At 62.1% G+C, this 22,232-nt stretch carries 21 protein-coding genes; 13 read left to right on the top strand and 8 right to left on the bottom strand.

Going from position 1 to position 22,232, the window contains the following annotated elements; all coding sequences use genetic code 11:
• Positions 1–71 precede the first annotated feature (71 nt).
• Positions 72–2,525 (top strand): TonB-dependent receptor, encoded by a 2,454-nt coding sequence (locus O0879_RS25395; protein WP_289919399.1) that lies wholly within the window; start codon positions 72–74, stop codon positions 2,523–2,525.
• Positions 2,526–2,540: 15 nt separating this feature from the next.
• On the opposite strand, the gene O0879_RS25390 is transcribed toward O0879_RS25395, so the two are convergent.
• Positions 2,541–3,377: a MipA/OmpV family protein gene (locus tag O0879_RS25390; protein ID WP_289919397.1), complete on the bottom strand. Its 837-nt coding sequence runs from the start codon at positions 3,375–3,377 to the stop codon at positions 2,541–2,543.
• Positions 3,374–3,868: a hypothetical protein gene (locus O0879_RS25385; RefSeq protein ID WP_289919395.1), complete on the bottom strand. Its 495-nt coding sequence runs from the start codon at positions 3,866–3,868 to the stop codon at positions 3,374–3,376. Before O0879_RS25385 ends, O0879_RS25390 begins: the two co-directional genes overlap by 4 nt.
• A gap of 133 nt (positions 3,869–4,001) precedes the next feature.
• On the opposite strand from O0879_RS25385, the gene O0879_RS25380 reads away from it, so the two are divergent.
• The 3 genes from O0879_RS25380 (at position 4,002) to O0879_RS25370 (ending at position 7,271) form a co-directional block, all read left to right on the top strand.
• The gene (locus O0879_RS25380) at positions 4,002–5,096 is read left to right on the top strand and encodes a type II asparaginase (RefSeq protein ID WP_099665695.1); all 1,095 of its coding nucleotides are present in this window, start codon (positions 4,002–4,004) and stop codon (positions 5,094–5,096) included.
• A 128-nt stretch (positions 5,097–5,224) separates the two neighbouring features.
• Complete coding sequence (locus O0879_RS25375) at positions 5,225–6,076, top strand: MOSC N-terminal beta barrel domain-containing protein (protein WP_289919393.1); 852 nt, start codon at positions 5,225–5,227, stop codon at positions 6,074–6,076.
• A 34-nt stretch (positions 6,077–6,110) separates the two neighbouring features.
• Positions 6,111–7,271, top strand: coding sequence for a DUF484 family protein (locus tag O0879_RS25370; RefSeq protein WP_289919391.1), 1,161 nt, complete (start codon positions 6,111–6,113; stop codon positions 7,269–7,271).
• Here O0879_RS25370 and O0879_RS25365 read toward each other — a convergent pair whose 3' ends face one another.
• A complete protein-coding gene (locus O0879_RS25365) occupies positions 7,272–9,251 on the bottom strand; it encodes a monovalent cation:proton antiporter family protein (protein WP_289919388.1) in 1,980 nt (659 codons plus the stop codon). It lies immediately after the preceding gene.
• A 108-nt stretch (positions 9,252–9,359) separates the two neighbouring features.
• Here O0879_RS25365 and O0879_RS25360 point away from each other — a divergent pair, with 108 nt between their 5' ends.
• From O0879_RS25360 to O0879_RS25325, 8 genes are all read left to right on the top strand, one after another.
• Positions 9,360–10,370, top strand: a complete 1,011-nt coding sequence (locus O0879_RS25360; RefSeq protein WP_099665691.1) for a KpsF/GutQ family sugar-phosphate isomerase — start codon at positions 9,360–9,362, stop codon at positions 10,368–10,370.
• Entirely contained in the window at positions 10,370–10,903 is a 534-nt protein-coding gene (locus O0879_RS25355) for an HAD hydrolase family protein (RefSeq protein ID WP_077398943.1), read from the top strand. The genes O0879_RS25360 and O0879_RS25355 overlap by 1 nt, the downstream gene beginning before the upstream one ends.
• Positions 10,904–10,945: 42 nt before the next feature.
• Complete coding sequence (gene lptC / locus O0879_RS25350) at positions 10,946–11,557, top strand: LPS export ABC transporter periplasmic protein LptC (RefSeq protein ID WP_289905730.1); 612 nt, start codon at positions 10,946–10,948, stop codon at positions 11,555–11,557.
• A gap of 25 nt (positions 11,558–11,582) precedes the next feature.
• Positions 11,583–12,164: a lipopolysaccharide transport periplasmic protein LptA gene (gene lptA / locus O0879_RS25345; RefSeq protein WP_077398947.1), complete on the top strand. Its 582-nt coding sequence runs from the start codon at positions 11,583–11,585 to the stop codon at positions 12,162–12,164.
• Entirely contained in the window at positions 12,164–12,919 is a 756-nt protein-coding gene (gene lptB, locus O0879_RS25340) for an LPS export ABC transporter ATP-binding protein (RefSeq protein ID WP_077398949.1), read from the top strand. Before lptA ends, lptB begins: the two co-directional genes overlap by 1 nt.
• Positions 12,920–12,923: 4 nt before the next feature.
• On the top strand, positions 12,924–14,402 hold the full coding sequence (locus O0879_RS25335) for an RNA polymerase factor sigma-54 (RefSeq protein WP_289905729.1): 1,479 nt from the start codon (positions 12,924–12,926) through the stop codon (positions 14,400–14,402).
• Between the two features lie 69 nt (positions 14,403–14,471).
• Entirely contained in the window at positions 14,472–14,834 is a 363-nt protein-coding gene (gene raiA / locus O0879_RS25330; protein ID WP_034778388.1) for a ribosome-associated translation inhibitor RaiA, read from the top strand.
• Positions 14,835–14,962: 128 nt separating this feature from the next.
• The gene (locus O0879_RS25325; protein ID WP_289919386.1) at positions 14,963–16,048 is read left to right on the top strand and encodes an enoyl-CoA hydratase/isomerase family protein; all 1,086 of its coding nucleotides are present in this window, start codon (positions 14,963–14,965) and stop codon (positions 16,046–16,048) included.
• On the opposite strand, the gene rapZ is transcribed toward O0879_RS25325, so the two are convergent.
• From rapZ to ilvA, 5 genes are all read right to left on the bottom strand, one after another.
• Positions 16,049–16,912, bottom strand: a complete 864-nt coding sequence (rapZ, locus tag O0879_RS25320; protein WP_099665687.1) for an RNase adapter RapZ — start codon at positions 16,910–16,912, stop codon at positions 16,049–16,051. It lies immediately after the preceding gene.
• A gap of 115 nt (positions 16,913–17,027) precedes the next feature.
• A complete protein-coding gene (gene hprK / locus O0879_RS25315; protein WP_034753337.1) occupies positions 17,028–17,963 on the bottom strand; it encodes an HPr(Ser) kinase/phosphatase in 936 nt (311 codons plus the stop codon).
• Between the two features lie 36 nt (positions 17,964–17,999).
• Entirely contained in the window at positions 18,000–18,482 is a 483-nt protein-coding gene (locus tag O0879_RS25310) for a PTS sugar transporter subunit IIA (protein WP_071079718.1), read from the bottom strand.
• Between the two features lie 333 nt (positions 18,483–18,815).
• Positions 18,816–19,658: an NADPH-dependent 7-cyano-7-deazaguanine reductase QueF gene (gene queF, locus O0879_RS25305; protein ID WP_099665686.1), complete on the bottom strand. Its 843-nt coding sequence runs from the start codon at positions 19,656–19,658 to the stop codon at positions 18,816–18,818.
• An 82-nt stretch (positions 19,659–19,740) separates the two neighbouring features.
• Entirely contained in the window at positions 19,741–21,276 is a 1,536-nt protein-coding gene (gene ilvA, locus O0879_RS25300) for a threonine ammonia-lyase, biosynthetic (RefSeq protein WP_099665685.1), read from the bottom strand.
• A 201-nt stretch (positions 21,277–21,477) separates the two neighbouring features.
• Here ilvA and O0879_RS25295 point away from each other — a divergent pair, with 201 nt between their 5' ends.
• Positions 21,478–21,969 (top strand): YqaA family protein, encoded by a 492-nt coding sequence (locus tag O0879_RS25295; protein ID WP_077398959.1) that lies wholly within the window; start codon positions 21,478–21,480, stop codon positions 21,967–21,969.
• Positions 21,970–22,232: the final 263 nt, after the last annotated feature.

Genomic DNA, 22,232 nt, shown 5'->3' with positions numbered 1-22,232 from the left:
GAGGGTTTTGCCTTTTCGTTCGGGAGATAGGGTGAGAACAAGCAATCATCCCCTCTGAAAGGATTTACTTTATGACCCAACGCATGGCAACCCGCCATCTTCCCGCCTTGAACCTGAGCCGTATCGCCACCGCCGTGCAACTGGCGCTCATCACGGGCTTGACCGTGGGGGCGCTGGGCGTGGCGGCCTCGCCAGCGTATGCGCAAGCGGGGGCGGGCCAGGCCCGGCAAGCGTTCAGTGTGCCGGCCGGTACGCTGGGCCTGGCGCTCAACACTTTCGCGGCCGAGGCGGGCGTCGAATTGACGGTCGAGGCTAGCTTGCTGCAAGGCAAGAACAGCGCCGGCCTGTCCGGCAGCTACAGCGTGCCCGAAGGCTTTTACGAATTGCTGCGCGGCCATGGCTTGCAAGCCGTGCGCGAGGGCAATGGCAGCTACACGGTGCGCCGCGAACCGGCGCACAGCGCCGCCGCCGAAGCCGCCGCCACCATGCCGGCCGTAACGGTGTGGGGCAAGGGCAACAGCGTGACGGATGCCTACGCAGGCGGACAAGTGGCGTCCGGCGGCCGCGTGGGATTTCTTGGCGACAAGGATTTCATGGAAACGCCGTTCAACACCATCAGCTATACGGATAAATTCATCGAAGACCGGCAGGCGCGCGACATCACCGACGTGATTTCCGCCGCCGACCCTACCGTCTTCAGCAGCGGCATGACGGGCATCATCGGCGAGAATTACTCGATACGGGGCTTCAGCTCGAATATCGGCGATGTCGCGTTTGGCGGACTGTACGGCATCTCTCCCTACTACCGCACGTCGCCTGAAATGTTTGAGCGCATCGAAGTGCTGAAGGGGCCATCGGCCTTGCTCAACGGCATGCCACCGGGCGGTTCCGTGGGCGGCAGCATCAACCTCGTGCCCAAGCGCGCGGGCGATGCGCCGCTGGCGCGCGTGACGGCGTCGTACATGTCGGACTCGCAATGGGGAGGGCATATTGATATGGGTCAACGTTTTGGCGAGAATCAGCAATTCGGCATCCGGGTCAACGGCGTCTACCGCGATGGCGACGGCGCCATCGACCACCAGAAAAAGAAGACCCGGCTCGTCTCGCTTGGCCTGGACTGGCGTGGCAATGGCGCGCGCCTGTCCGCCGACCTGTATCACAGCGAGGACCGCGCCGATGGCTTGAACCGGGGCGTCAATCTGGCCCCCGGCTTGCCCGTGCCGCGTCCGCCGAAAGCGGAAACCCTGCTCAATCCCAGCTGGGCGTTTTACGACACCAAGGACAAGGGCGCCATGCTGCGCGGCGAACTGGACTTGAACGCGCAAGTGATGGCGTATGCGGCCGTGGGCGCCAGCCGGGCCGACTACCAGTCGACGGGCGCTTACCTGATCCAGGTATTCAACACGGCCGGCGATTACCGCACCAACGTCGCCGACCTGGGCTTCGACGTGGAAAAGCAGTCGGCGGAAGCGGGCTTGCGGGGCAAGTTGCGCACGGGCGATATCGGCCATCAATGGGCCGTCAACGCCACGTATTATCACCACACGGACAAGCAGTACGGCCGCAGGAATACCCTGGCGAAAGACTGGATCACAAACATCTACCATCCCGTCTGGGGCCCGGCGACGCGCTTCGACGCGCCGCAAATTTCCAAGGCGGAACTGCGCCTGGCCAGCTTTGGCCTGGTCGATACACTTTCCTTTGCGCAAGACGCCGTGCAGCTGACGGTGGGCTTGCGTCGCCAGGAAGTGCTCAGCGATAACTTCAACATCAAGACGGGCGCGCGCACCTCGCGCTATGACGAAAGCGCCACCACGCCCGCCGTCGCCCTGCTGGTCAAGGCGAGCAAGACGGTCTCTCTGTACGGCAACTACATTGAAGGCTTGAGCCAGGGCGCCACGGCGCCGTTGACGGCCGCCAACTCGGGCGAGGTCTTTGCGCCGTACAAATCGAAGCAGGCGGAGCTTGGCGTCAAGGTCGACCTGGGCGAGTTCGCGCATACGGTCAGCGTGTATGAAATCAAGCGCCCCAGCAGCTATGTCGATCCCGTCAGCAATATCTTTTCCTTTGGCGGAGAACAGCGCAACCGCGGCATCGACTGGGGCTTCTTCGGCTCGCCCCTGCGCGACGTGCGCCTGATGGGCGGCGTGGCGTATGTCGACCCGGTCTTGAGCAAGACGGTGGGCGGCGCCAACCAGGGCAAGCAGGCGACGGGCGTGGCCAAGCTGCAAGCCAAGCTGGGCGTCGAGTGGGATACGCCCGCCATCCCTGGCGTGACCCTGACGGCGAACGCGACGGCGGCATCGAAGCAATACATCAATGCCGACAATTCGATGTCCGTACCGGGCCGCACCGTGTTTGACCTGGGCGCCCGCTATGCGACGAAGGCGGCGGGTCGGCCCCTGACGGTGCGCGCCAGCGTGACGAACGTCGGCAACAGGGCGTACTGGGCGCTGCCGCAATGGACCAGCCTGGGCCTGGGCGCGCCGCGCACGGTCATGCTGTCGGCCACGACGGAGTTTTAAGCCGTCTCGCTGTTATTACTCGTCCGGGCCCCGCGCCTGGCTGTTTGAACGTTGCCACGTCCACATCAGGCCGATGCCGGCCGAGGTGCCGCTGTTCTGGCGCAGCAGGGGGCTGGCGCGGTTGGCGGCGCCTGTGTAAGTGTCGTAGCGTACAAAGGCAAAGGCGCGCCAGTCACGCTGCAGCCGGTACGAACCGCCCAGGCCCAGCCGCGTGAGCATCAGCCCGCTTTTTGCCGCATACGCGGGGCGCTGGCCGGTGGCAAACGCGGGACTGACGCCATAAAAATAATCGTTGATGGCGGCATTGCCCAGCACGGCGCCCAGGCTGGCGTCCACATGCCAGACCTGCTGCCCGTCTTGCAGCGCGTAGACGAAGCGCGGCTCGAAGGTGGCGCCCTGGCGGCGCAGGCCGCCGCGCGCTTCGATGACGGCGCGCAAGGGCAGCTCCAGCCCCAGGCGGCTGTGCTGCGTCGGCTCGGCCAGCCTGATTTTCAGGCGCGGGCCAAATTCCACCAGGGTACCCAGGTCCGGCATGCCGCGCCGGGCCGGCACGTCGCTGGACCTGGCCGGCAGGGACAGGGCAAAACCGATATCGAAATCGAATCGCTCCGTATTGAACAGGCGCGCGCCCACGCCGGAGCGGTCGGCGCGCAAGACTTTCCCGCGATAAATCAGATAGGGCAGGGCCAGGCTGCGCGTCGAGCGTTCGCTGGCGCCCGGATAGGCGGGCGTGATGGCCGTGCCGCCAAACACGCCCGCTTCCCATAGGGGCAGCGGTGCTTCGACGGCGCGCGCCGGCGCCATGGCGGCGAGGAGGCTGGAGGCGGCCAGCAAGGGACGTGCGATACTCATCGAGCAACTCCGCAAGGTTTGCCTGCCGGCAGCGATTCCAGGTCGGCAAAGGCGCCCAGCGCCCACGATTGATGAAACCCCAATTCATTGCGCACGCCCAAGGCTTCCGTGGCCTTGCCCTGGCGTTCATACAGGTCGATCAGGGCCTTGTAGCCGAGGGCGCTCGATTGTTTGCTGCGTTTCGCCAGCGCGATGGCCTGGCGGAAATGAAATTCGGCCGCATCGTAGCGGCAGGCCCCGCTGGCGGCGCGTCCCGCCTGGTGGTGCAGCCGTGCTTGCCAAGCGAGATCGCCGTGGCCCAGTTCGACATTCCCGACGGCGTCCGCGTAGTTGCGCATGGCTTGTGTCCAGTCGCCCTGGCTGGCCGCTTCTCGCCCCCATTGTTCCTGTTGCGCCGCCGTGCGCAGTTCGATTTGCGTGGCGCAGGCATTGAGCGCCATCAAGACGAGCGGCAGGAGGAGGCAAGACCGGATGGGCGGCAGTGTGGACATGGCGCCACTGTAGCGCAAGGGAAGGCGCGCACGTTTGCGCGATACGCATGAATTCGGGATTTGCCCCGGCATGGATGACATATAATTTGCACACGACTTTGTTATTTTTGACAGTACACCTCACGGGAGCACCATGTTTTCACGCAAATTCCATTCTTGTGCACAGCTGATGCTGGCTACCATGCTGATGGGCTTTATCGCCGCTTCCCCCGCGCGCGCGCAGCAGGCGGCCGTCAAATTGCCGAATGTGGTGATCCTGGCCACGGGCGGCACCATCGCCGGCAGCGGCGCCGACAGCACCACCACCGTCGGCTATACCTCGGCCACCGTGGGTGTCGAGCGCCTGATCGCGGCCGTGCCGGAATTGAAAAAAGTGGCGAACGTGAAAGGCGAGCAAGTGTTCCAGATCGCCAGCGAAAGCATGGGCAATAGCCACTGGCTGGCCCTGGCCAAGCGCATCAACGTGCTGCTGGCCTCGAGCGATGTCGATGGCGTGGTCGTCACGCACGGCACCGACACCATCGAGGAAACGGCGTACTTCCTGAACCTGACCGTGAAGAGCCATAAACCGGTGGTGGTGGTGGGCGCCATGCGTCCGTCGACGGCCATCTCGGCTGACGGCCCCATCAACCTGTACAACGCCGTGATGCTGGCGGGCAGCAAGGAAGCCGTGGGCAAGGGTGTCTTGGTGGCCTTGAACGACCAGATCAACGCCGCGCGCGAAGTGACCAAAACCAACACCTCGACCACCGACACCTTCAAGTCGCCGGAACTGGGCATGCTCGGCTACATCCAGGGCAGCAAGGCCTTTTTCTACCGCCAGTCGACGCGCAAGCACACGCTGGAGTCGGAATTTGACATCAGCAAGCTCGATGCCTTGCCGCAAGTGGACATCGTCTATGGCTACGCCAACATGAACCGCGTCGGTATGGACGCCTTCATCGCCGCCGGCGCCAAGGGCATCATCCACGCAGGCGTGGGCGATGGCAGCGTGGCCGCGCAAATGAAGCCGGCCCTGGTGGAAGCGCGCCAGAAGGGCGTGCTGATCGTGCGTTCGAGCCGCGTCGGCCAGGGCATCGTGGCGCGCAATGGCGAAGCCAACGACGATGAACTCGACAGTGTCGTATCCGACACCCTGAACCCGCAAAAAGCCCGCATCCTGCTGATGCTGGCCTTGACCAAAACCAATAGTACGCAAGAAATCCAGCGTATTTTCTACACGTATTGATCGCCGTCACGTCGGCCCGGCCACTGCGGCTGGGCTTGGCGGATTTACGCTTGCCCGCTTTGCTGCCATACTTCGTTTTTGAATAACTTCCTGGCTGAAGCAGCAACACTGTTCCTTCTCCCCTGTCCATGGCTATCCTGTCCGACATCATCCTGTATCCGATCAAATCGTGCGCCGGCATCCATTTGCGCGAGGCTGTCCTGACGCGTTCAGGGCTGATGAGCGAGCACGTGTTCGACCGCGAATGGATGGTGGTGGACGAGCACGGCCGCTTCCTGACGCAGCGCGAACATCCGCGCATGGCGCTGATCGTGCCGTCCATCAAGGCCACCACCCTGGAATTGCGCGCGCCGGGCATGTTGCGGCTGGAAATCGAGCTGGGCTTGCCGCATCCGCAACTGGCGCCCATGCTGGACGTGCAAGTGTGGGACGATACCGTGCGCGCCTACGATTGCGACGACGTCACGGCCACCTGGTTTACCAAGGCCGTCGGCGTGCCGTGCCGCCTGGTGCGCTTTCACCCGGACGTGGTGCGCGCCACCAGCACGAAGTGGACGGATGGCGTGGCCGCCTCGACCATGTTTGCCGATGGCTATCCGGTGCTGATCGCCGGCAGCGCCTCGCTAGCCGACGTCAATGACAAGCTGCGCGCCGCCGGCCGCGAGGCCTTGCCGATGAACCGTTTTCGTCCCAATCTCGTCATCGGCGATATCGGCGCCTTCGAGGAAGACTACGCCGACTTCCTGCAATTCGGCGCGACCGTGTTAAAACCCGTCAAGCCGTGCTCGCGCTGCCCGATTCCGTCGGTGGACCAGGCCACGGGCGTGCCCGGACCGGACCCGCTCGACGTCATGCATGGCTACCGCGCCAAGCCCGAGCTTGACGGCGCCATCTGCTTCGGCATGAACGCCATCGTCACCGAAGGCGGCGATGAGCGTATCGTAGTGGGGCAGGACATCGGTTTCGAACTGGCATTTTAAGCATGGCGCCCGCACAGAAGGGTTTAAGGTTTCTATGAATCAAGCAATACCGCCGGACCCGCGCATTGCCAGCCTCGAAGCCGAAAACCAGGCCTTGCGGGCGCGCATGGCTTTCCTGTTGGAACAGGTCGAGCGCAACCATGACATCATGTGCCGCCACCAGGCGTTCGACCTGGAAATCGTCGGCGCGTCCACGTTTCCCGAACTGATCGGCACCATTTTCCGCACCTTGCCCGTGATTTCCGACCTCGACGGCGTTACTTTGAGCCTGCTCGACGAGGATGACGATATCGTGCTGGTGATGGAAAAGCTGGGCGTCGATTTCAGCGCCTTCCCGCGGTTGCTGTTCGTGCATGCCGTGGCGGAGCTGGGTTTTGCCCCGTCGGCGCCCGTGGCCGAGGGCGAAGCGGCCTTGCCGCCGCTGCCGCTGCTGGGCGCCTTCGATGCCGCCGTGCATGGCCCGCGTTTCCCGGGCATCGACTCGCCCTTGCGCAGCGTGGCGCTGGTGCCCTTGCTGCGCAACAAGCGCCTGATTGGCAGCCTGAACCTGGCCAGCAGCGACGTGACGCGCTTTACGCCCGTGCTGGGCACGGATTTCATCAAGCACATGGCTTCCATCATCGCCATTTGCCTGGAAAACGTGATCAGCAATGAAATGCTGAAATACATCGGCTTGACCGATTCCTTGACGGGCGTCTACAACCGCCGTTATATCGACCGTCGGCTGCTGGAAGAAATCGCCCGCGCGCGGCGCCAGAATTATTGCATTTCATGCATGTATATCGATATCGACCATTTCAAGCTGGTCAATGACACCTATGGCCATCAGGGCGGCGATGAAGTGCTGCGCGAAGTGGCCACGCGCATCCGCACGGAATTGCGGCGCTCCGATGCGCTGGGCCGCTTCGGCGGCGAGGAATTCGTCGTGCTGCTGATCGACGCCGACCTCGACAGTGCGACGTTCGTTGCCGAACGTATCCGCGCCAGCATCGCCGGCACCATGTTCGACTTGCCGGGCAGCGCGCAAGCGTGGGTCAGCGTCTCGATCGGCGTGGCCAGCCTGGAGGCGGACGCGGCGCTGCTGCCGATCGAAACGGTGGCGCAGCAGCTGGTGGCGCACGCCGACCAGGCCCTGTACCAGGCCAAGGCCGATGGCCGCAACAAGGTCATCAGCTGGCAGGCACCGTCAGAATAGTTATTTAAATAGCAATGCTTCTGCTTTGGCCACGGCGTCGGCCGTGCCGCGCAGCACCACCACGTCGCCGCTGGCCAGCTGCGTCTCGGGGGTGACGTCGAGGCGGCCGCGGCCGCGGCGGATGGCCGTGACAAACGCGCCGCAGCCGGCCACGTCGATCGCACTCAAGGGCAAGTCCACGCAGTGCGCGCCGTCGCTGACGGTGACCGTATGCAGGCGTTCCAGCTCGGCATCGTCGCCCGCGTCGCTGGAACCGTGGAAATAGCCGCGCAGCGAGGCATAGCGCTCCTCGCGCGCGGCCTGCACGCGGTGCACCACGCGGCGCAGGGGCACGCCCATCATGATCAGTGCGTGCGAAGCGAGCATCAGGCTGCCTTCCATCAATTCCGGCACCACTTCGGCCGCGCCCGCGTTCTTTAGCTGGTCGAGGTCGGTATCGTCGTGGCTGCGCACGATGACGGGCAAGGTCGGCGCCATTTCGTTGAGTAAATGCAATAATTTCAGTGCCGAAGGCGTGTTGGCGTACGTGATTACCACGGCGCTGGCCCGGTAGATGCCGGCCGCCACCAGGCTTTCGCGCCTGCCCGCGTCGCCATACGACACGTGGGCGCCGGCCAGCTGCGCTTCCTGCACCCGTTCCGGGTCCAGGTCCAGCGCGTGGTATTCGATCTTTTCTTCCGCCAGCAGGGTGGCCAGGCTTTGCCCGCTGCGGCCGAAGCCGGCAATCAGCACGTGTTTCTGCGACGCCATGGTGCGCGTGGCGATCTTCGTCAACGCCAAGGATTGCATCATCCAGTCGTTGGCCGCCAGTTTCATGACGATGGCGTCGGACTTGGCGATGAGGAAGGGCGCCACCAGCATCGACAGCACCATCGACGCCAGCACCACCTGCACGACGAACGGGTCCATCAATTTGATGCCGCCGGCCAGGTTCAGCAGCACGAAGCCGAATTCGCCCGCCTGCGCCAGGCCCAGCCCTGTGCGCAAGGCAACGCCGTTGCTGGAGCCGAACAGCCGGGCCAGGCCCGCGATCAGGGCGAATTTCAGCAGCACGGGCCCGCACAGCAAGAGCAGCACCAGCCACCAGTTGTCGAGCACCACGCGGATATTGAGCAGCATGCCGACGGTGATGAAGAATAGGCCCAGCAGCACGTCGCGGAAGGGCTTGATATCCTCTTCCACCTGGTGCTTGAATTCCGTCTCGGAAATGAGCATGCCGGCAACAAAGGCCCCCAGGGCCAGCGACAATCCTGCCCGTTCCGTGATCCACGCCGCCCCCAGGGTAATCAGCAGCAGGTTGAGCATGAACAATTCCTGCGAGCGGCGCTTGGCGACGATGGTCAGCCAGCCGCGCACCATCTTCTGGCCGATGAACAGCAGCAAAATGAGCACGACCAGGGCCTTGCCGCCGGCCCAGGCCAGGGTTTCGGCCAGGTTGTCCGAATCGCGGGTGAGGGCGGGAATCAGGATCAGCAGGGGCACGACGGCCAGGTCCTGGAACAGCAGGATGCCGATGATCTTACGGCCGTGTTCGCTTTCCAGTTCCAGCCGCTCCGTGAGCATTTTCGAGACGATGGCCGTCGACGACATGGCCAGCGCGCCGCCCAGGGCGAAGGCGGCTTGCCAGCTCAGGTGGATGTAGGCGGACAGGTAACGGGCGACAAACCAGCCGAAGACGACGGTGGCGATGATGGTGGTGACCACCTGCGCCATGCCGAGGCCGAAGACGATGCGCCGCATGGCGAGGAACTTGGGAAGAGAAAATTCTAGCCCGATGGAAAACATCAGGAAGACGACGCCGAATTCGGCCAGGGTGTGGCTGGCCTCGTTTTCCGCCGCCAGGCCCAGCGCGTGGGGGCCGATGACGATGCCGACGGCCAGGTAGCCCAGCATGGGCGGCAAATGCAACATTCTGAAAGCGACCACGCCCAGCACGGCGCTGCCGAGTAACATCAGGGTCAGTTCAAGCGAGGAAAACATGGGTTGCCCGGTACGGTCAATGGAAATCGTTGTTTGTTGTGACTGGCAAGTTTTTTGCTTTCCTAATTCGTTTATACTTTGGGCATGAGTGTAACCCATGAAAAAACAATGCTGAAAGCTTTTGATCGAATTGACATGCAAGCGACGACCGAGCGCGCTGTCGCGCTGGCCCGCACCACCTTGCAGATCGAGTCCGACGCCATCGTTGCGCTGCATGCGCGCCTGGCCACGGACGACAGCGTCGGCCGCGCCGTGGCGATGTTGCTGCAATGCAAGGGAAGAGTCGTCGTCTCCGGCATCGGCAAGTCCGGTCACATCGCGCGCAAGATTGCCGCCACCCTCGCTTCCACCGGCACGCCGGCCCTGTTCGTGCATCCGGCCGAAGCGGCCCATGGCGACCTGGGCATGGTCACCTCGGACGATGCTTTTATTGCCATATCGTACTCCGGCGAATCATCGGAACTGATGGCCATCATGCCCGTCGTCAAGCGCATGGGCGGCGTGCTGATTTCCATGACGGGCAAGCCCAATTCGAGCCTGGCCCAGCTGGCCGACGTGCACCTGGATATTTCTGTTGAGAAAGAAGCCTGTCCGCTGAACCTGGCGCCGACGGCCAGCACCACCGTCACCCTGGCCCTGGGCGACGCGATCGCCGTGGCCTTGCTCGACTTGCGCGGCTTCAAGGAAGAAGATTTCGCCCGCTCGCATCCGGGCGGCGCCCTGGGCCGCCGTTTGCTCACGCACGTGCATGACGTCATGCGCAGCGGCGAACGCGTACCCAAGGTGCCCGTGGACGCTTCCTTGCTGCAGGCGCTGGAGGAAATGACGAAGAAAGGCATGGGCATGACGGCCGTCGTCGACGCGGACAACCGCCCCGTGGGCGTGTTTACGGATGGCGATCTGCGCCGCATGTTCGAGCGCGTGCAGGATTTCACGCAAGTGGCGATCCGCGACGTCATGCATGCGCAGCCGCGCAGCATCGCGCCCGAACGCCTGGCCGTCGACGCCGTGGCCGTGATGGAGCAGTTCCGCATCAACCAGATGCTGGTCGTCGATGCCGACGGCAAGCTGGTGGGCGCGCTGCATATCCATGATCTGACGCAAGCGAAGGTGATCTGATGGACAGCGTGGCGGACAACCTGGCGCGGGCGGCCAAGGTCAAACTGATGATCTTTGACGTCGATGGCGTGCTCACCGACGGCAGCCTGCATTTCGGCCCGGACGGCGAGATGATGAAAACGTTTAATGTGTATGATGGCCTGGGCATCAAGCTGCTGCAGGAATCGGGCGTGCAGACGGCCATCATCAGCGCGCGCCGCTCGGCCATCACGGCGCGCCGCGCGCAAGACCTGGGCATTACCCATGTGCACCAGGGCGGCCACGACAAGCTGACGCCGTTTCGCGAATTGCTGGCGCTGACGGGCTTGACGGAAGAGCAATGCGGCTATATCGGCGACGACGTCATCGACGCGCCCATCCTGAAACGCGTGGGCTTTGCCGTCAGCGTGCCGGGCGGGCGTCCGGAGGCGCAGGGCCTGGCGCACCATGTGACGCAGGCCGGCGGCGGTCGCGGCGCGGTGCGCGAGATCTGCGAATTCCTGCTGCGCGCCCAGGACAACTATGCGCGCGTCATGGCGCCGTTCCTGGAGTGAGGCGCGCCGCCTCGCCAGTGACCTTTGAAAGAGTGAAGCCCTATGCGTAAGCCAGGAGGCGCCCATCGCTGGCGCATGATTTTTACCGTGCTGGGCGCGGTTGTCGTCGCGCTGGGCAGCTTTTGGCTGCTCGAGGTGATGAACAAGAATGGCCAGGACATTACGGCCAGCAAGCATCTGGATGAACCTGACTATTTCATCACCAATTTCAGCCTGGTGCGCATGGATTTGACGGGCAAGCCCAGCTATATCGTGTCGGGCACCAAGCTCACGCATTATCCGCTGGACGACTCGTCCGATATCGACCAGCCCTTCGTGCGCAAGCTCACGCCAGGCATGCCGCCGATGAACATGAATGCGGAACTGGCGCATATCGACCAGGATAATACCCGGCTGCAACTGCACCGCAAGGTCGTGATCGACCGCGTGGCCAGTCCGAAGGCGCAGAACCTGACGGTCAAGACGGAAGCGCTGACGGTGTTCCCGGACGAGGAAAGAATGGAAACGGATGTGCCTGTCGATATCCTGACGGGCGCCTCGCGCATCAATGGCGTCGGCATGAAGGCGAATAACGCCACCGGCGTCGTGGAAGTGCAGAATGCGCTGCGCATGGTCCTCCCGCCGAAACCGCGCCCGGCCGCGGCGGCAAAATGACAGAATGAAACAAGGAAACCATATTATGAAGAACATCTTGCTGTTGACCGTATTTTCGCTGGCCATCATGGGCGTGGCGCATGCCGAGAAGGCCGATTCCGAGAAGGAAGCCGTCATCACGGCACGCAGCGGCCACGTCGATGACATCAAGCAGGTGCGCACCCTGACGGGTGACGTCGTGCTGGTCAAGGGTACCCTGACCATGAAGGCGGGCCGGGCCCTGATCACGGAAGACCCGCAAGGCTACCAGTTCATCACCTTCTGGGCCGATCCCGGCAAGCTCGCGACCTTCCGCCAGAAGCGCGATGGCGCGGGCGACCTGTGGGTCGAAGGCGAAGCGGAGCGCGTGGAATACGACAACAAGACGGAAGTGGTGAAACTGTTTTCCAGAGCCAAGCTGACGCGCCTGGAAGGGGCGAAAGTCACCGATGTGGCCAACGGCGCCTTCATCTCGTATGACAGCCGCAAGGAAGAATTTGCGATGGAAAATTCCAACAGCGGCACCAGCACCGCCGATGGCGGCAGCGTGCGCATGGTGATCCAGCCGAAGACCAAGGCGCCGGCAGCGGAGAAAGCGCCGGCCACGCCCGCGCCAGGAAAGAAATAATGGAAAATACACGTTGCGGCAGCACCCTGATCGTTCGCGGGCTGCAAAAAACCTATGGCAAGCGGCAAGTCGTGCATGATGTCTCGCTGCAAGTCGAATGCGGCGAAGTGGTGGGCTTGCTGGGCCCGAACGGCGCCGGCAAGACCACCTCGTTCTACATGATCGTCGGCCTGGTGCCGTCCGATGGCGGCAGCATCGATATCAGCGGCGTGGATATCTCCAGCCTGCCGATCCACCGCCGCGCACAGATGGGCCTGTCCTACCTGCCGCAGGAAGCGTCCGTCTTCCGCAAGCTGACGGTGGAAGACAATATCCGCGCCGTGCTGGAAATCCAGACCGTCGAAGGCCGTCCGCTGACGAAGGCCGAGATCGAGGAACGGCTGGATAAATTGCTGGCCGACCTGCAGATTGAAAAGCTGCGCGAGAACCAGGCGCTGTCCCTGTCCGGTGGCGAACGCCGCCGCGTGGAAATCGCCCGCGCGCTGGCCACCGATCCCCGTTTCGTGCTGCTCGACGAGCCGTTCGCCGGCGTCGATCCGATCGCCGTGATCGAGATCCAGCGCATCGTGCGTTTCTTGAAGGAGCGCAATATCGGCGTGCTGATTACCGATCATAATGTGCGTGAGACGCTGGGTATTTGCGACCGCGCCTACATCATCAACCAGGGCTCGGTGCTGGCGTCGGGACGCCCCGACGACATCATTGCGAACGAGTCGGTACGCCGGGTCTATCTGGGCGAACACTTCCGCATGTAAGCCAATGAAACAATCATTGCAGCTGCGCACTTCGCAGCACCTGGCACTGACGCCGCAGTTGCAGCAATCGATACGCCTGTTGCAATTGTCTACCCTGGAATTGCACCAGGAATTAGAGCAATTGCTGACGGACAATCCCTTGCTCGAACGCCTCGACGATCCGCTCGACCGTTCGCTGCGCCTGCTGTCCGACGGGGCCTTGAGCTCCACGGCCGCACCGGCCGAAGGGCCGCCCCAGCCACCAGGCCAGGAGGCGCCCGCAGCGCCGGCCGAAGCGGAAGCGTTTGACGGCGAGGGTGGCGACAGCCCGGCCGCCGCGGATGGCGGCGACAGCGACTGGAGCGAGGCGAGCCGGGGCAAGGCGCCCGACGACGAAGATTCGCGTCCGCAATTGGAGGCTCATCACTGCACGCTGCGCGAACACCTGATGGAGCAGATGCGCGTGACGGTGCTCGAATTGCGCGACCGCGCGCTGGTCGAGCTGATCATCGACGCGCTCGACGACAATGGCTACCTGGAAGAGTCGCTCGACGACATCCTGGCGCGCCTGCCGGAAGAGCTGGAAATCGACGCCGACGAGATGCGCACGGCCTTGTCGCTGCTGCAAAGTTTCGATCCGCCGGGCGTGGGCGCGCGCAACGCGTCCGAATGCCTGGCCCTGCAAATCAAGCGCTTGCCGCACATCGCCATGGTGACGCGGCGCATGGCCCTCGTGATCGTGGAAAAGCACCTGGCCTGGTTTGCCCAGCGCGATTTCAACAAGCTGAAAAAAGCCCTCGATTGCGACGATGAAGACTTGCGCGAAGCGCAGACGGTGATTCGCCAGTGCAATCCGCATCCGGGCGCCGTGTTCGCCTCGGACGTCTCCGATTACGTGGTGCCCGACGTCGTCGTCAAGCGCGCGCGCAATGGCTGGCAAGTCACCCTGAACAACGACGTCATGCCGCGCCTGCGCGTCAACGCCATGTACGCCAACTTGCTCAAGCAGGGCAAGGGGGAGGGCGCCATGGGCGCACAGTTGCAGGAAGCCAAGTGGCTGATCAAGAATATGCGCCAGCGCTTCGACACGATCCTGCGTGTGGCGCAGGCGATAGTAGAAAGACAAAAGAACTTTTTCTCGCATGGGGCCGTTGCCATGCGCCCCCTTGTGCTCCGTGAAATAGCTGATACACTGGGTTTACACGAGAGTACTATCTCGCGGGTAACAACTCAAAAGTACATGCTGACCCCGCACGGCATGTTCGAGTTGAAATATTTCTTTGGTAGCCACGTCGCCACCGAAGCGGGGGGCGAAGCGTCATCGACGGCGATACGGGCATTGATCGTGCAACTGACAGGAGCAGAAGACCCTAAAAATCCTTTATCCGACAGTAAGATTGCGGACATGCTGGGGGAACAAGGCATGGTGATTGCGCGACGTACTGTTGCCAAATACCGGGAAGCATTAAAAATTCCGCCAGTGAGCCTGCGTAAGTGTTTGTAAGTTTTTTTCGGTTCCTCTGCGGGCCGGATAGGATGGACCGCACGAACCCGATCATCTTTAGGAGTGTGTATGAATCTCACCATCAGCGGACATCATCTCGAAGTGACACCAGCCATCCGTGAATACGTACAAACGAAGCTGGAGCGCGTGAAACGTCATTTCGATCAAGTCATCGATATCGCCGTGATTCTGACCGTGGATAACCTCAAAGAGAAAGAAAAACGTCAAAAGGCTGAAGTCAACCTGCGTTTGAGCGGCAAGACTGTCTATGTGGAAAGCTTGGCGCACGACCTGTACGCCGCGATCGATACCCTGATCGACAAGCTCGATAGGCAAGTGATGAAATACAAAACCAAAGTGCAAGGGCACGGTAAAGAGGCGATCAAGCATCTGCCAGACAACTCCGAGGAAGAAGCCGTCGTCGCCGTCTAAGGCCACCCGCTTCCAGCAGTTGTGATCAACTAAGGGCGCACATTGCGCCCTTTTTTGCGCCCAGCGGAACGCAATGTTCCCCGCGCAGGTATTAGAATATTCGCACTTTCACTTCTTTCTAGCCTGCCATGAGCGACTTCGTCCAGACTTCCATCCGCAACCGCACCGGGCACATCGTGCTCGACCGTCCGAAAGCCTTGAATTCCCTGTCGCTGGAGATGGTGCGCGCCCTGAGCGCGGCCCTGCTGGCCTGGCGCGACGATCCGCAGGTGGACGCCGTCGTGATCCGCTCCAGCAGCGATAAGGCCCTGTGCGCCGGTGGCGACATCCGTTTCTTTTACGATGCGGGTCTGGCCACGCCGCAAGGCGGCAGCGCCCTGCTGGAAGATTTCTTTACGGAAGAATATGCTTTAAATCATTTAATTCATTTCTACCCGAAACCGTATATCGCCGTGATGGATGGCGTGGTGATGGGCGGCGGCATGGGTGTGGCGCAAGCCGGGCCAGGCAACCGCTTGCGCATCGTGACGGGCCGCACGCGCATGGCCATGCCGGAAGTCAATATCGGCCTGTTTCCGGACGTGGGCGGCAGTTATTTCCTGTCCCGCCTGGCCGGCCAGCTGGGCCTGTACCTGGGCTTGACGGGCTTGACGATCAACGCGGCCGACGCCCTGTACACGGGCCTGGCCGATGTCTACCTGCCCGAAGCGCAGATGGGGGCGCTGCTGGACCTGTTTGAATCGACGCCGGGCGAGGCCTTGCCTGTGGCCATCAAGGCGCTGGCGGCACCATTCCAGGCCGAGGCAGGCGTTTCTCCCCTGGCCACGGCGCGCGCGGCGCTGGACCGCCATTTCAGCGCGGGTTCGGTGGCGGCCATCATGGCTTCGCTGGCGCAGGACGACAGTGCGTTCGCCACCAAGGCGCTGGCGGCCATGCGCCTGCGTTCGCCCTTGATGATGTCGGTGACCCTGGAGTTGCTGCAGCGGGGCGCCCACCTGGGCGTGGCCGATTGCCTGCGCCTGGAGCGCACAGTCGTGCGCCACAATTTCGAACATGGCGAAGTGCTCGAGGGCGTGCGCGCGCTGGTGGTCGACAAGGACAATGCCCCCCGCTGGAATCCCGCCAGCCTGGACGAAGTCGACGCGGCCATGGTGGCGCGCTTCTTTGCGCCCGTCTGGCCGGCTGCGGCGCATCCGCTGCGCCACCTCGATTAACTAGCTGCGCTCGCGGTGGCGTAGAACCACGCGCTCGTTGGGTCCGAAATATTGCGCCAGCCGCTCCGCCATGTACACGGAGCGGTGCTGGCCGCCCGTGCAGCCGAGGGCTACCGTCAGGTAGCTGCGGTTGTCGGACTTGAATGATGGCAACCATTTCTCGATGAAGGCGCGGATGTCGGCCAGCAGTTCCAGCGCGCTGGGCTGCGCGTCGAGGAAGGCGATCACGGGTGCGTCGCGTCCATCGAGGGGGCGCAAGGCCAGGTCGTAATAGGGATTCGGCAAGGCCCGCACGTCGAAGACGAAATCGGCATCCAGCGGCACGCCCAGCTTGAAGGCGAACGATTCGAAGAACAGGGTCAGCGGCGCGCGTTCGGAGGCGACGATATCCTTGATCCAGGCACGCAGCTTGTTGGCGCTCAGTTCCGACGTGTCGATCACATGGCCCAGCTGTTCGATGGTCGACAGGCGTTCGCGCTCTTCCGAAATGCACTCGATCAGGGTGCGGCGGCTGGCCGGATTCTGGTTCGGACGCAATTCGTGCGACAGCGGATGGCTGCGCCGTGTTTCCGAGAAGCGGGCCACCAGCGAATGCGTGGTGGCTGTCAGGAACATGACCTTGACGTCGTGCCCCTGGTCGCGCAGCAGGGCCACATTGTGCGGCAGGCTGGTCAGCGACTCGGCGCTGCGCGCATCGACGGCGACGGCCAGTTGCGGTGTACCTTCGTCGAGCAGGGTCTGCACCAGGCTGGGCAGCAAGGCCGGTGGCAGGTTGTCGACACAATAGTAACCGGTATCTTCCAGCACATTGAGCGCGACGGATTTACCGGAGCCGGATATTCCGGTGATAAGGACGATATGCATAACCCGATCATACAATAAAGACCGGCGCTCCGCTCCCAAGGCAACTATCTTTACAAATTATTGCAATTTCGACTGTAGTATTGGTTAAACAAAAGAGGGCGTGCTTCTTGCAACGCTAGTCGCCGCTCATTGCCAAACGTTGCCGTTCCATGAACTCCTGCAAGGTATCGATGCCGCGCAGTTGCAAAATCGTATTGCGCACGGCCGCTTCCAGCAGCACGGCGATGTTGCGGCCGGCGGCGACGGGGATGACGACCTTGCGCACAGGCAAGCCCAGCACGTCTTCCGTGGGGAACAGGAAAGGCAGGCGCTCGACTTCTTCTTCCAGCGCGTTGCGGCGCACCAAGTGCACGATCAGCTTCAGACGCATCTTGCGGCGTACGGCCGTCTCGCCAAAGATGGCCTTGATATCGAGCAAGCCGAGTCCCCGCACTTCCAGCAGGTTTTGCAGCAGGGGCGGACAGCGGCCTTCGATCATATTGGGCGCGATGCGCGAGAATTCGACGGCGTCGTCGGCCACCAGGCCGTGGCTACGCGAGATCAGTTCCAGTCCCAGCTCGCTCTTGCCCAGGCCCGAGTCGCCCGTGATCAGCACGCCCACGCCCAGCACGTCCATGAACACGCCATGCATGATGATGCGTTGCGCCAACTTTTTCGACAGGTAGACGCGCAGGAAGTCGATTACTTGCGCGGCCGGCAGCGGGGTGGAGAACAGGGGGATGTTTTGCTCGTCGCAGATGGCGAGGATGTCGGGCGGCGTTTCCAGCCCTTGCGCGATGATCAGCGCGGGCGGACCGCCGGCGATCAGTTCGCCGATCACGTGGGTGCGCGTGTTGACCTTCAGACGCTGGTAGTAATTGATTTCCTGGTGGCCGAAGACCTGGATGCGGCCCGGATGGATCAGGTTCAAGTGGCCCACCTGGTCGGCGGCCGACGAGACGTCGCCCGAGATCAGGCGCTCGCCGCCGGGGAAGCCGGCGAACCAGCCCAGTTGCAGACTTTCACGATTATCGTCGTACAGGCGTTGTATCGTCAGCGGCGTTTGCAACATGGCAGTCTTCTTCAGGAGTGGAGGAATACCTGAAGTTTAACCTGCCGCTTGCAGACTGGGTTGCCAATTGACGATGCGCGAATGCACGGATTTCGGTTCCGGATCCGTGGCCAATGCCGTGCGGAAGGCGTCGTCGGAAAACATTTCGGCGATTTCCGACAGGATTTCCAGATGTTGCTGGGTGACATGATCTGGAATCAGCAGGAAAAACAGCAAATTGACGGGCTTGCCATCGGGCGATTCGAATGGAATCGGCTCGGCCAGGCGCACGAAGGCGCCCAGCGGCGCTTTCAAGGTTTTGCTGCCCTTGACCCTGCCATGCGGCACGGCCACGCCATGGCCCAGACCGGTCGAGCCCAGGCGTTCGCGGGCAAACAGATTGTCCGAGACGGTAGAGCGGGCGATGCCGTAATTGTTTTCGAAGATCAGGCCGGCTTGCTCGAAGGCGCGCTTTTTACTGGAGACTTCCAGGTCCAGCAGGACGTTTTCGAGGGATAATATTTTGCTAAGATTAGTCATGACACTCAATGAAATGGTGCAATGCGCAGAGGGCTTGCGAGCCGAATTATAGGCCTGTTTCGGCGGCCTGTAACGCCAATTCTCAACAGTATACGCCCGCTGCGGGCGCAGTGGGCGCTACAGCCCACGTGGTCATCATTTTAGCAAAAAAATAACATCGGCGTGTATCGGCTATTTCTTGATTAAAAACACGCGGTGCGCCGGTTTTTCCGCCGCCGAATGCCGATTTTCCGATTTTTCAGCGTCTTTGACATGCTCTGCGGCACTACTGCAACGTTGTTTTAAAACACAGCCAACATTCCTGTTGGCATGGTTGCGGGGTGTTGTTTGGCGTTACTGGCGCGCATTGCGCAGATTGCCCGGCATCGCCCCGGTGCTGAAGTTGCTGCGCCAGGGATTGATGTCGAGGCCGCCGCGGCGCGTGTAGCGCGCATACACGGACAGTTTTTGCGGCTTGCACTGACGCAAGATATCGACAAAGATGCGCTCCACGCATTGCTCGTGGAATTCGTTGTGTTCGCGGAAACCGATCAGGTAGCGCAACAGGCTTTCCTGGTCGATCTGCGGTCCCGCATACTCGATCTGCACGCTGCCCCAGTCGGGCTGGCCCGTCACCAGGCAATTCGATTTGAGCAAATGCGAGACGAGTTTTTCTTCCACCGGCGCTTCATCGAGCGCCGCCTTCAAGAGCAGCGGCGAGGGCGTATATTGCGTGATTTCCAGGTCCAGGCGGTCGAGCAGCACGCCGTCGAATTCGCCCATTTTCAGCTTGCCGAAATCGTCCTGCAAGGTCAGTTCCACTTGCACGGGCGCGCCGAAACCCTTCGATAAGTCCTGCTTGAGCAAGGCCAGCAGCGCATCCGGGCTGTCCAGCCTGGTCTGGTTGAACGAATTCAGATAGAGCTTGAACGACTTCGATTCGATGATGTTCGGCGAATCGGCCGGCGCACTGACCTTGGCAATCGCCACTTGCGGCTTGCCGCGCTGGTTCAGCCACGACAGTTCATACGCATTCCAGATATCGAGGCCGAAGAACGGTAATGTACCGCGCAATTCCAGCTCGTCGCGCTTGCCCTGGCGGGGAATGGGAAACAGCAGTTCCGGCGCGTAATCGGTGCGGTAGGCGGAGCTTTTACCCAGCGGGGATTGTTCGGCGAGGTCGTTGGTGGTGGTCATGGTCGTGTGGCGTGAATTCAGTCAAGCACGCATGGTAGCCTAATTCTCCCGACGGCGAGTAGCCGCCGCCGGGAGGTGATGCTTACCCCAGGAACAGCTTATAGACGGGATTGCTGCTTTCATCCCAGTAACGGTAGCCCAGGGTATCGAGGAAGCGGGCGAATTCTCCCATTTCATCGGGCGGCACTTGCAGGCCGATCAGGATGCGCCCCACGTCGCCGCCCTGGCTGCGGTAGTGACATAGGGAAATATTCCAGTTCGGCGCCATGCTGTCGAGGAAGCGCATCAGGGCGCCCGGGCGCTCGGGGAACTCGAAGCGGTACAGCAGCTCGTCCTGCGCCAGCCGGCTCTTGCCGCCCACCAAGTGGCGGATGTGCGACTTGGCCAGCTCGTCGTGGGTCAGGTCCAGGGTCTTGAATTCGTGTTCCTCGAAAGTCTTCGCCAGTACGCTTGATTCATGTCGGTCGGCAATTTGAATGCCGACGAACACGTGCGCGGCTTTTTCATCGCTGATGCGGTAATTAAATTCCGTCACGTTGCGCGCGCCGATGAGCGAGCAGAAACGCTTGAAACTGCCCCGCTGTTCGCGCATGGTGACGGCAAACACGGCTTCGCGGAATTCGCCCAGTTCGGCCCGTTCCGCGACGAAGCGCAAACGGTCGAAATTCATATTCGCGCCGCTGGCGATGGTGACCAGGGTTTCATTGTTGACGGGGTGCTTGGTCAGGCTGGCCCGTTCCACATAGGCCTTGGCGCCGGCGATGGCCAGCGCGCCGGACGGCTCCAGGATGCTGCGCGTATCCGTGAACACGTCCTTGATGGCGGCGCAGATGGCGTCCGTGTCGACGGTGATGATTTCATCGACATACGCCTGCACGAGGCGGAAGGTTTCCTCGCCGGCCAGGCGCACGGCCGTGCCGTCGGCAAACAGGCCCACGTCGTTCAGGGTCACGCGCTCGCCCGCTTTCAGCGAACGGGCCATGGCGTTCGAATCGACGCTTTGCACGCCGATGATCTTGATGTCGGGACGAATCTGTTTCACATAGGCAGCAATGCCGGCGATCAAGCCGCCGCCGCCGATGGGCGCGAAGATGGCGTGGATGGGGCCGGCGTGCTGGCGCAGGATTTCCATGCCGATCGTGCCCTGGCCGGCGATCACGTCCGGATCGTCGAACGGGTGCACGAAGGTCAGCTTCTGTTCCTTTTCCAGGGTCAGCGCATGGTTGTAAGCATCCGTGTACGACTCGCCGTGCAGCACCACTTCCACGTGCACGCCGCCGCGTCCCTTGACGGCCTCGACCTTCACCAGCGGCGTGGTGGTCGGCATGACGATGACGGCGCGGCAACCCATGCGCGCGGCCGACAGGGCCACGCCCTGGGCGTGGTTGCCGGCCGAGGCGCAAATCACGCCCCGTTTGCGGTCCGCTTCGCTGAGCTTGGACATCTTGTTGTAGGCGCCACGAATCTTGAAACTGAACACGCTTTGCATGTCTTCGCGCTTGAAGTAAATCTGGTTGTTCAGGCGCTGCGACAGGGCAGGGGCCAGTTCCAGCGGCGTTTCGGTAGCGACGTCATAGACGCGGGCGGTCAGGATTTTCTTGAGGTAGTCGATGTTCATAGTCTGCAAGCAAGTGATTCTGGGCCAGAAAGGGTCTGGAGCGTGTCGGGCGATAGCGGCGGCGCCGCGGCGGATAGCCTGGCGACAATAATGCTCTGTGGAACTGCGGGCGGGTAAGCCTGTGCCGGCCGGCGCGGATTGTGCGGCGCGCAAGCTGCTCTTCATTATAATGGAGAGCCTTACTGCATCGCGAAGTGTTCCATGATCGAATCCGCAATCGCCTGGCTGCTGCAGCTGATCGCAGCACCGGAAGTCGGGCTGACATCGGTCTTTCTGATCAGCTTTATTTCCGCCACCCTCTTGCCGCTCGGCTCGGAACCGGCCGTGTTTGCCGTCATCAAGGCCAACCCCGCGCTGTTCTGGGCCACCATCGGCGTCGCCACCCTGGGCAACACCCTGGGCGGCGTTGTCGACTACTGGATGGGCTACCGGGCCAAGCAGGCGTTTGCCAAGGAACGCGACACGCGCTGGTTCCGCTGGCTGGCCCGCTATGGCGCCAAGACCATGCTGCTGGCCTGGCTGCCCATCGTGGGCGACCCGCTGTGCACCCTGGCTGGCTGGCTCAAGCTGCCGTTCTGGCCCAGCGTGGCCTACATGGCCGTCGGCAAGTGCGCGCGCTACCTGACCATGACGGGCTTGCTGCTGTATGTGCCCGATGGCGTATGGCACCGGATTGGACAAATGCTGGCGTAAAGTGGGCGCAAACGGGGCGTAATGCAACGCCGTTTTGCCCCATTTTTGGGCAGTTCGATAGTTTGCAGCAGACTCTGATTCTTGGCATTTTTGCGTCAAAAAATGATCAACACTGATTTTTTATTCATGCAAAATAGGGCTTTTCCGTATTTGCTATGGTGACGGGTGTGGTGCTTAAACCTTGGGCGGCATAAGGCTGTTCCCGCATGGTGCGGCGCAATAAGATAAAATGGGCCTTTAGGGTCCAGTCCACATCGTCACCA

The sequence above is a fragment of the Janthinobacterium sp. SUN120 genome (assembly GCF_030397735.1).
Lineage (GTDB): Bacteria > Pseudomonadota > Gammaproteobacteria > Burkholderiales > Burkholderiaceae_D > Janthinobacterium > Janthinobacterium kumbetense.
This window is presented reverse-complemented; position numbering and strand designations above follow the sequence as displayed.

Coding starts and splice junctions, on each gene's coding strand:
- O0879_RS25395 (WP_289919399.1), top strand. CDS start 72: ATGACCCAACGCATGGCAACCCGCCATCTTCCCGCCTTGAACCTGAGC.
- O0879_RS25390 (WP_289919397.1), bottom strand. CDS start 3,377: ATGAGTATCGCACGTCCCTTGCTGGCCGCCTCCAGCCTCCTCGCCGCC.
- O0879_RS25385 (WP_289919395.1), bottom strand. CDS start 3,868: ATGTCCACACTGCCGCCCATCCGGTCTTGCCTCCTCCTGCCGCTCGTC.
- O0879_RS25380 (WP_099665695.1), top strand. CDS start 4,002: ATGTTTTCACGCAAATTCCATTCTTGTGCACAGCTGATGCTGGCTACC.
- O0879_RS25375 (WP_289919393.1), top strand. CDS start 5,225: ATGGCTATCCTGTCCGACATCATCCTGTATCCGATCAAATCGTGCGCC.
- O0879_RS25370 (WP_289919391.1), top strand. CDS start 6,111: ATGAATCAAGCAATACCGCCGGACCCGCGCATTGCCAGCCTCGAAGCC.
- O0879_RS25365 (WP_289919388.1), bottom strand. CDS start 9,251: ATGTTTTCCTCGCTTGAACTGACCCTGATGTTACTCGGCAGCGCCGTG.
- O0879_RS25360 (WP_099665691.1), top strand. CDS start 9,360: ATGCTGAAAGCTTTTGATCGAATTGACATGCAAGCGACGACCGAGCGC.
- O0879_RS25355 (WP_077398943.1), top strand. CDS start 10,370: ATGGACAGCGTGGCGGACAACCTGGCGCGGGCGGCCAAGGTCAAACTG.
- lptC (WP_289905730.1), top strand. CDS start 10,946: ATGCGTAAGCCAGGAGGCGCCCATCGCTGGCGCATGATTTTTACCGTG.
- lptA (WP_077398947.1), top strand. CDS start 11,583: ATGAAGAACATCTTGCTGTTGACCGTATTTTCGCTGGCCATCATGGGC.
- lptB (WP_077398949.1), top strand. CDS start 12,164: ATGGAAAATACACGTTGCGGCAGCACCCTGATCGTTCGCGGGCTGCAA.
- O0879_RS25335 (WP_289905729.1), top strand. CDS start 12,924: ATGAAACAATCATTGCAGCTGCGCACTTCGCAGCACCTGGCACTGACG.
- raiA (WP_034778388.1), top strand. CDS start 14,472: ATGAATCTCACCATCAGCGGACATCATCTCGAAGTGACACCAGCCATC.
- O0879_RS25325 (WP_289919386.1), top strand. CDS start 14,963: ATGAGCGACTTCGTCCAGACTTCCATCCGCAACCGCACCGGGCACATC.
- rapZ (WP_099665687.1), bottom strand. CDS start 16,912: ATGCATATCGTCCTTATCACCGGAATATCCGGCTCCGGTAAATCCGTC.
- hprK (WP_034753337.1), bottom strand. CDS start 17,963: ATGTTGCAAACGCCGCTGACGATACAACGCCTGTACGACGATAATCGT.
- O0879_RS25310 (WP_071079718.1), bottom strand. CDS start 18,482: ATGACTAATCTTAGCAAAATATTATCCCTCGAAAACGTCCTGCTGGAC.
- queF (WP_099665686.1), bottom strand. CDS start 19,658: ATGACCACCACCAACGACCTCGCCGAACAATCCCCGCTGGGTAAAAGC.
- ilvA (WP_099665685.1), bottom strand. CDS start 21,276: ATGAACATCGACTACCTCAAGAAAATCCTGACCGCCCGCGTCTATGAC.
- O0879_RS25295 (WP_077398959.1), top strand. CDS start 21,478: ATGATCGAATCCGCAATCGCCTGGCTGCTGCAGCTGATCGCAGCACCG.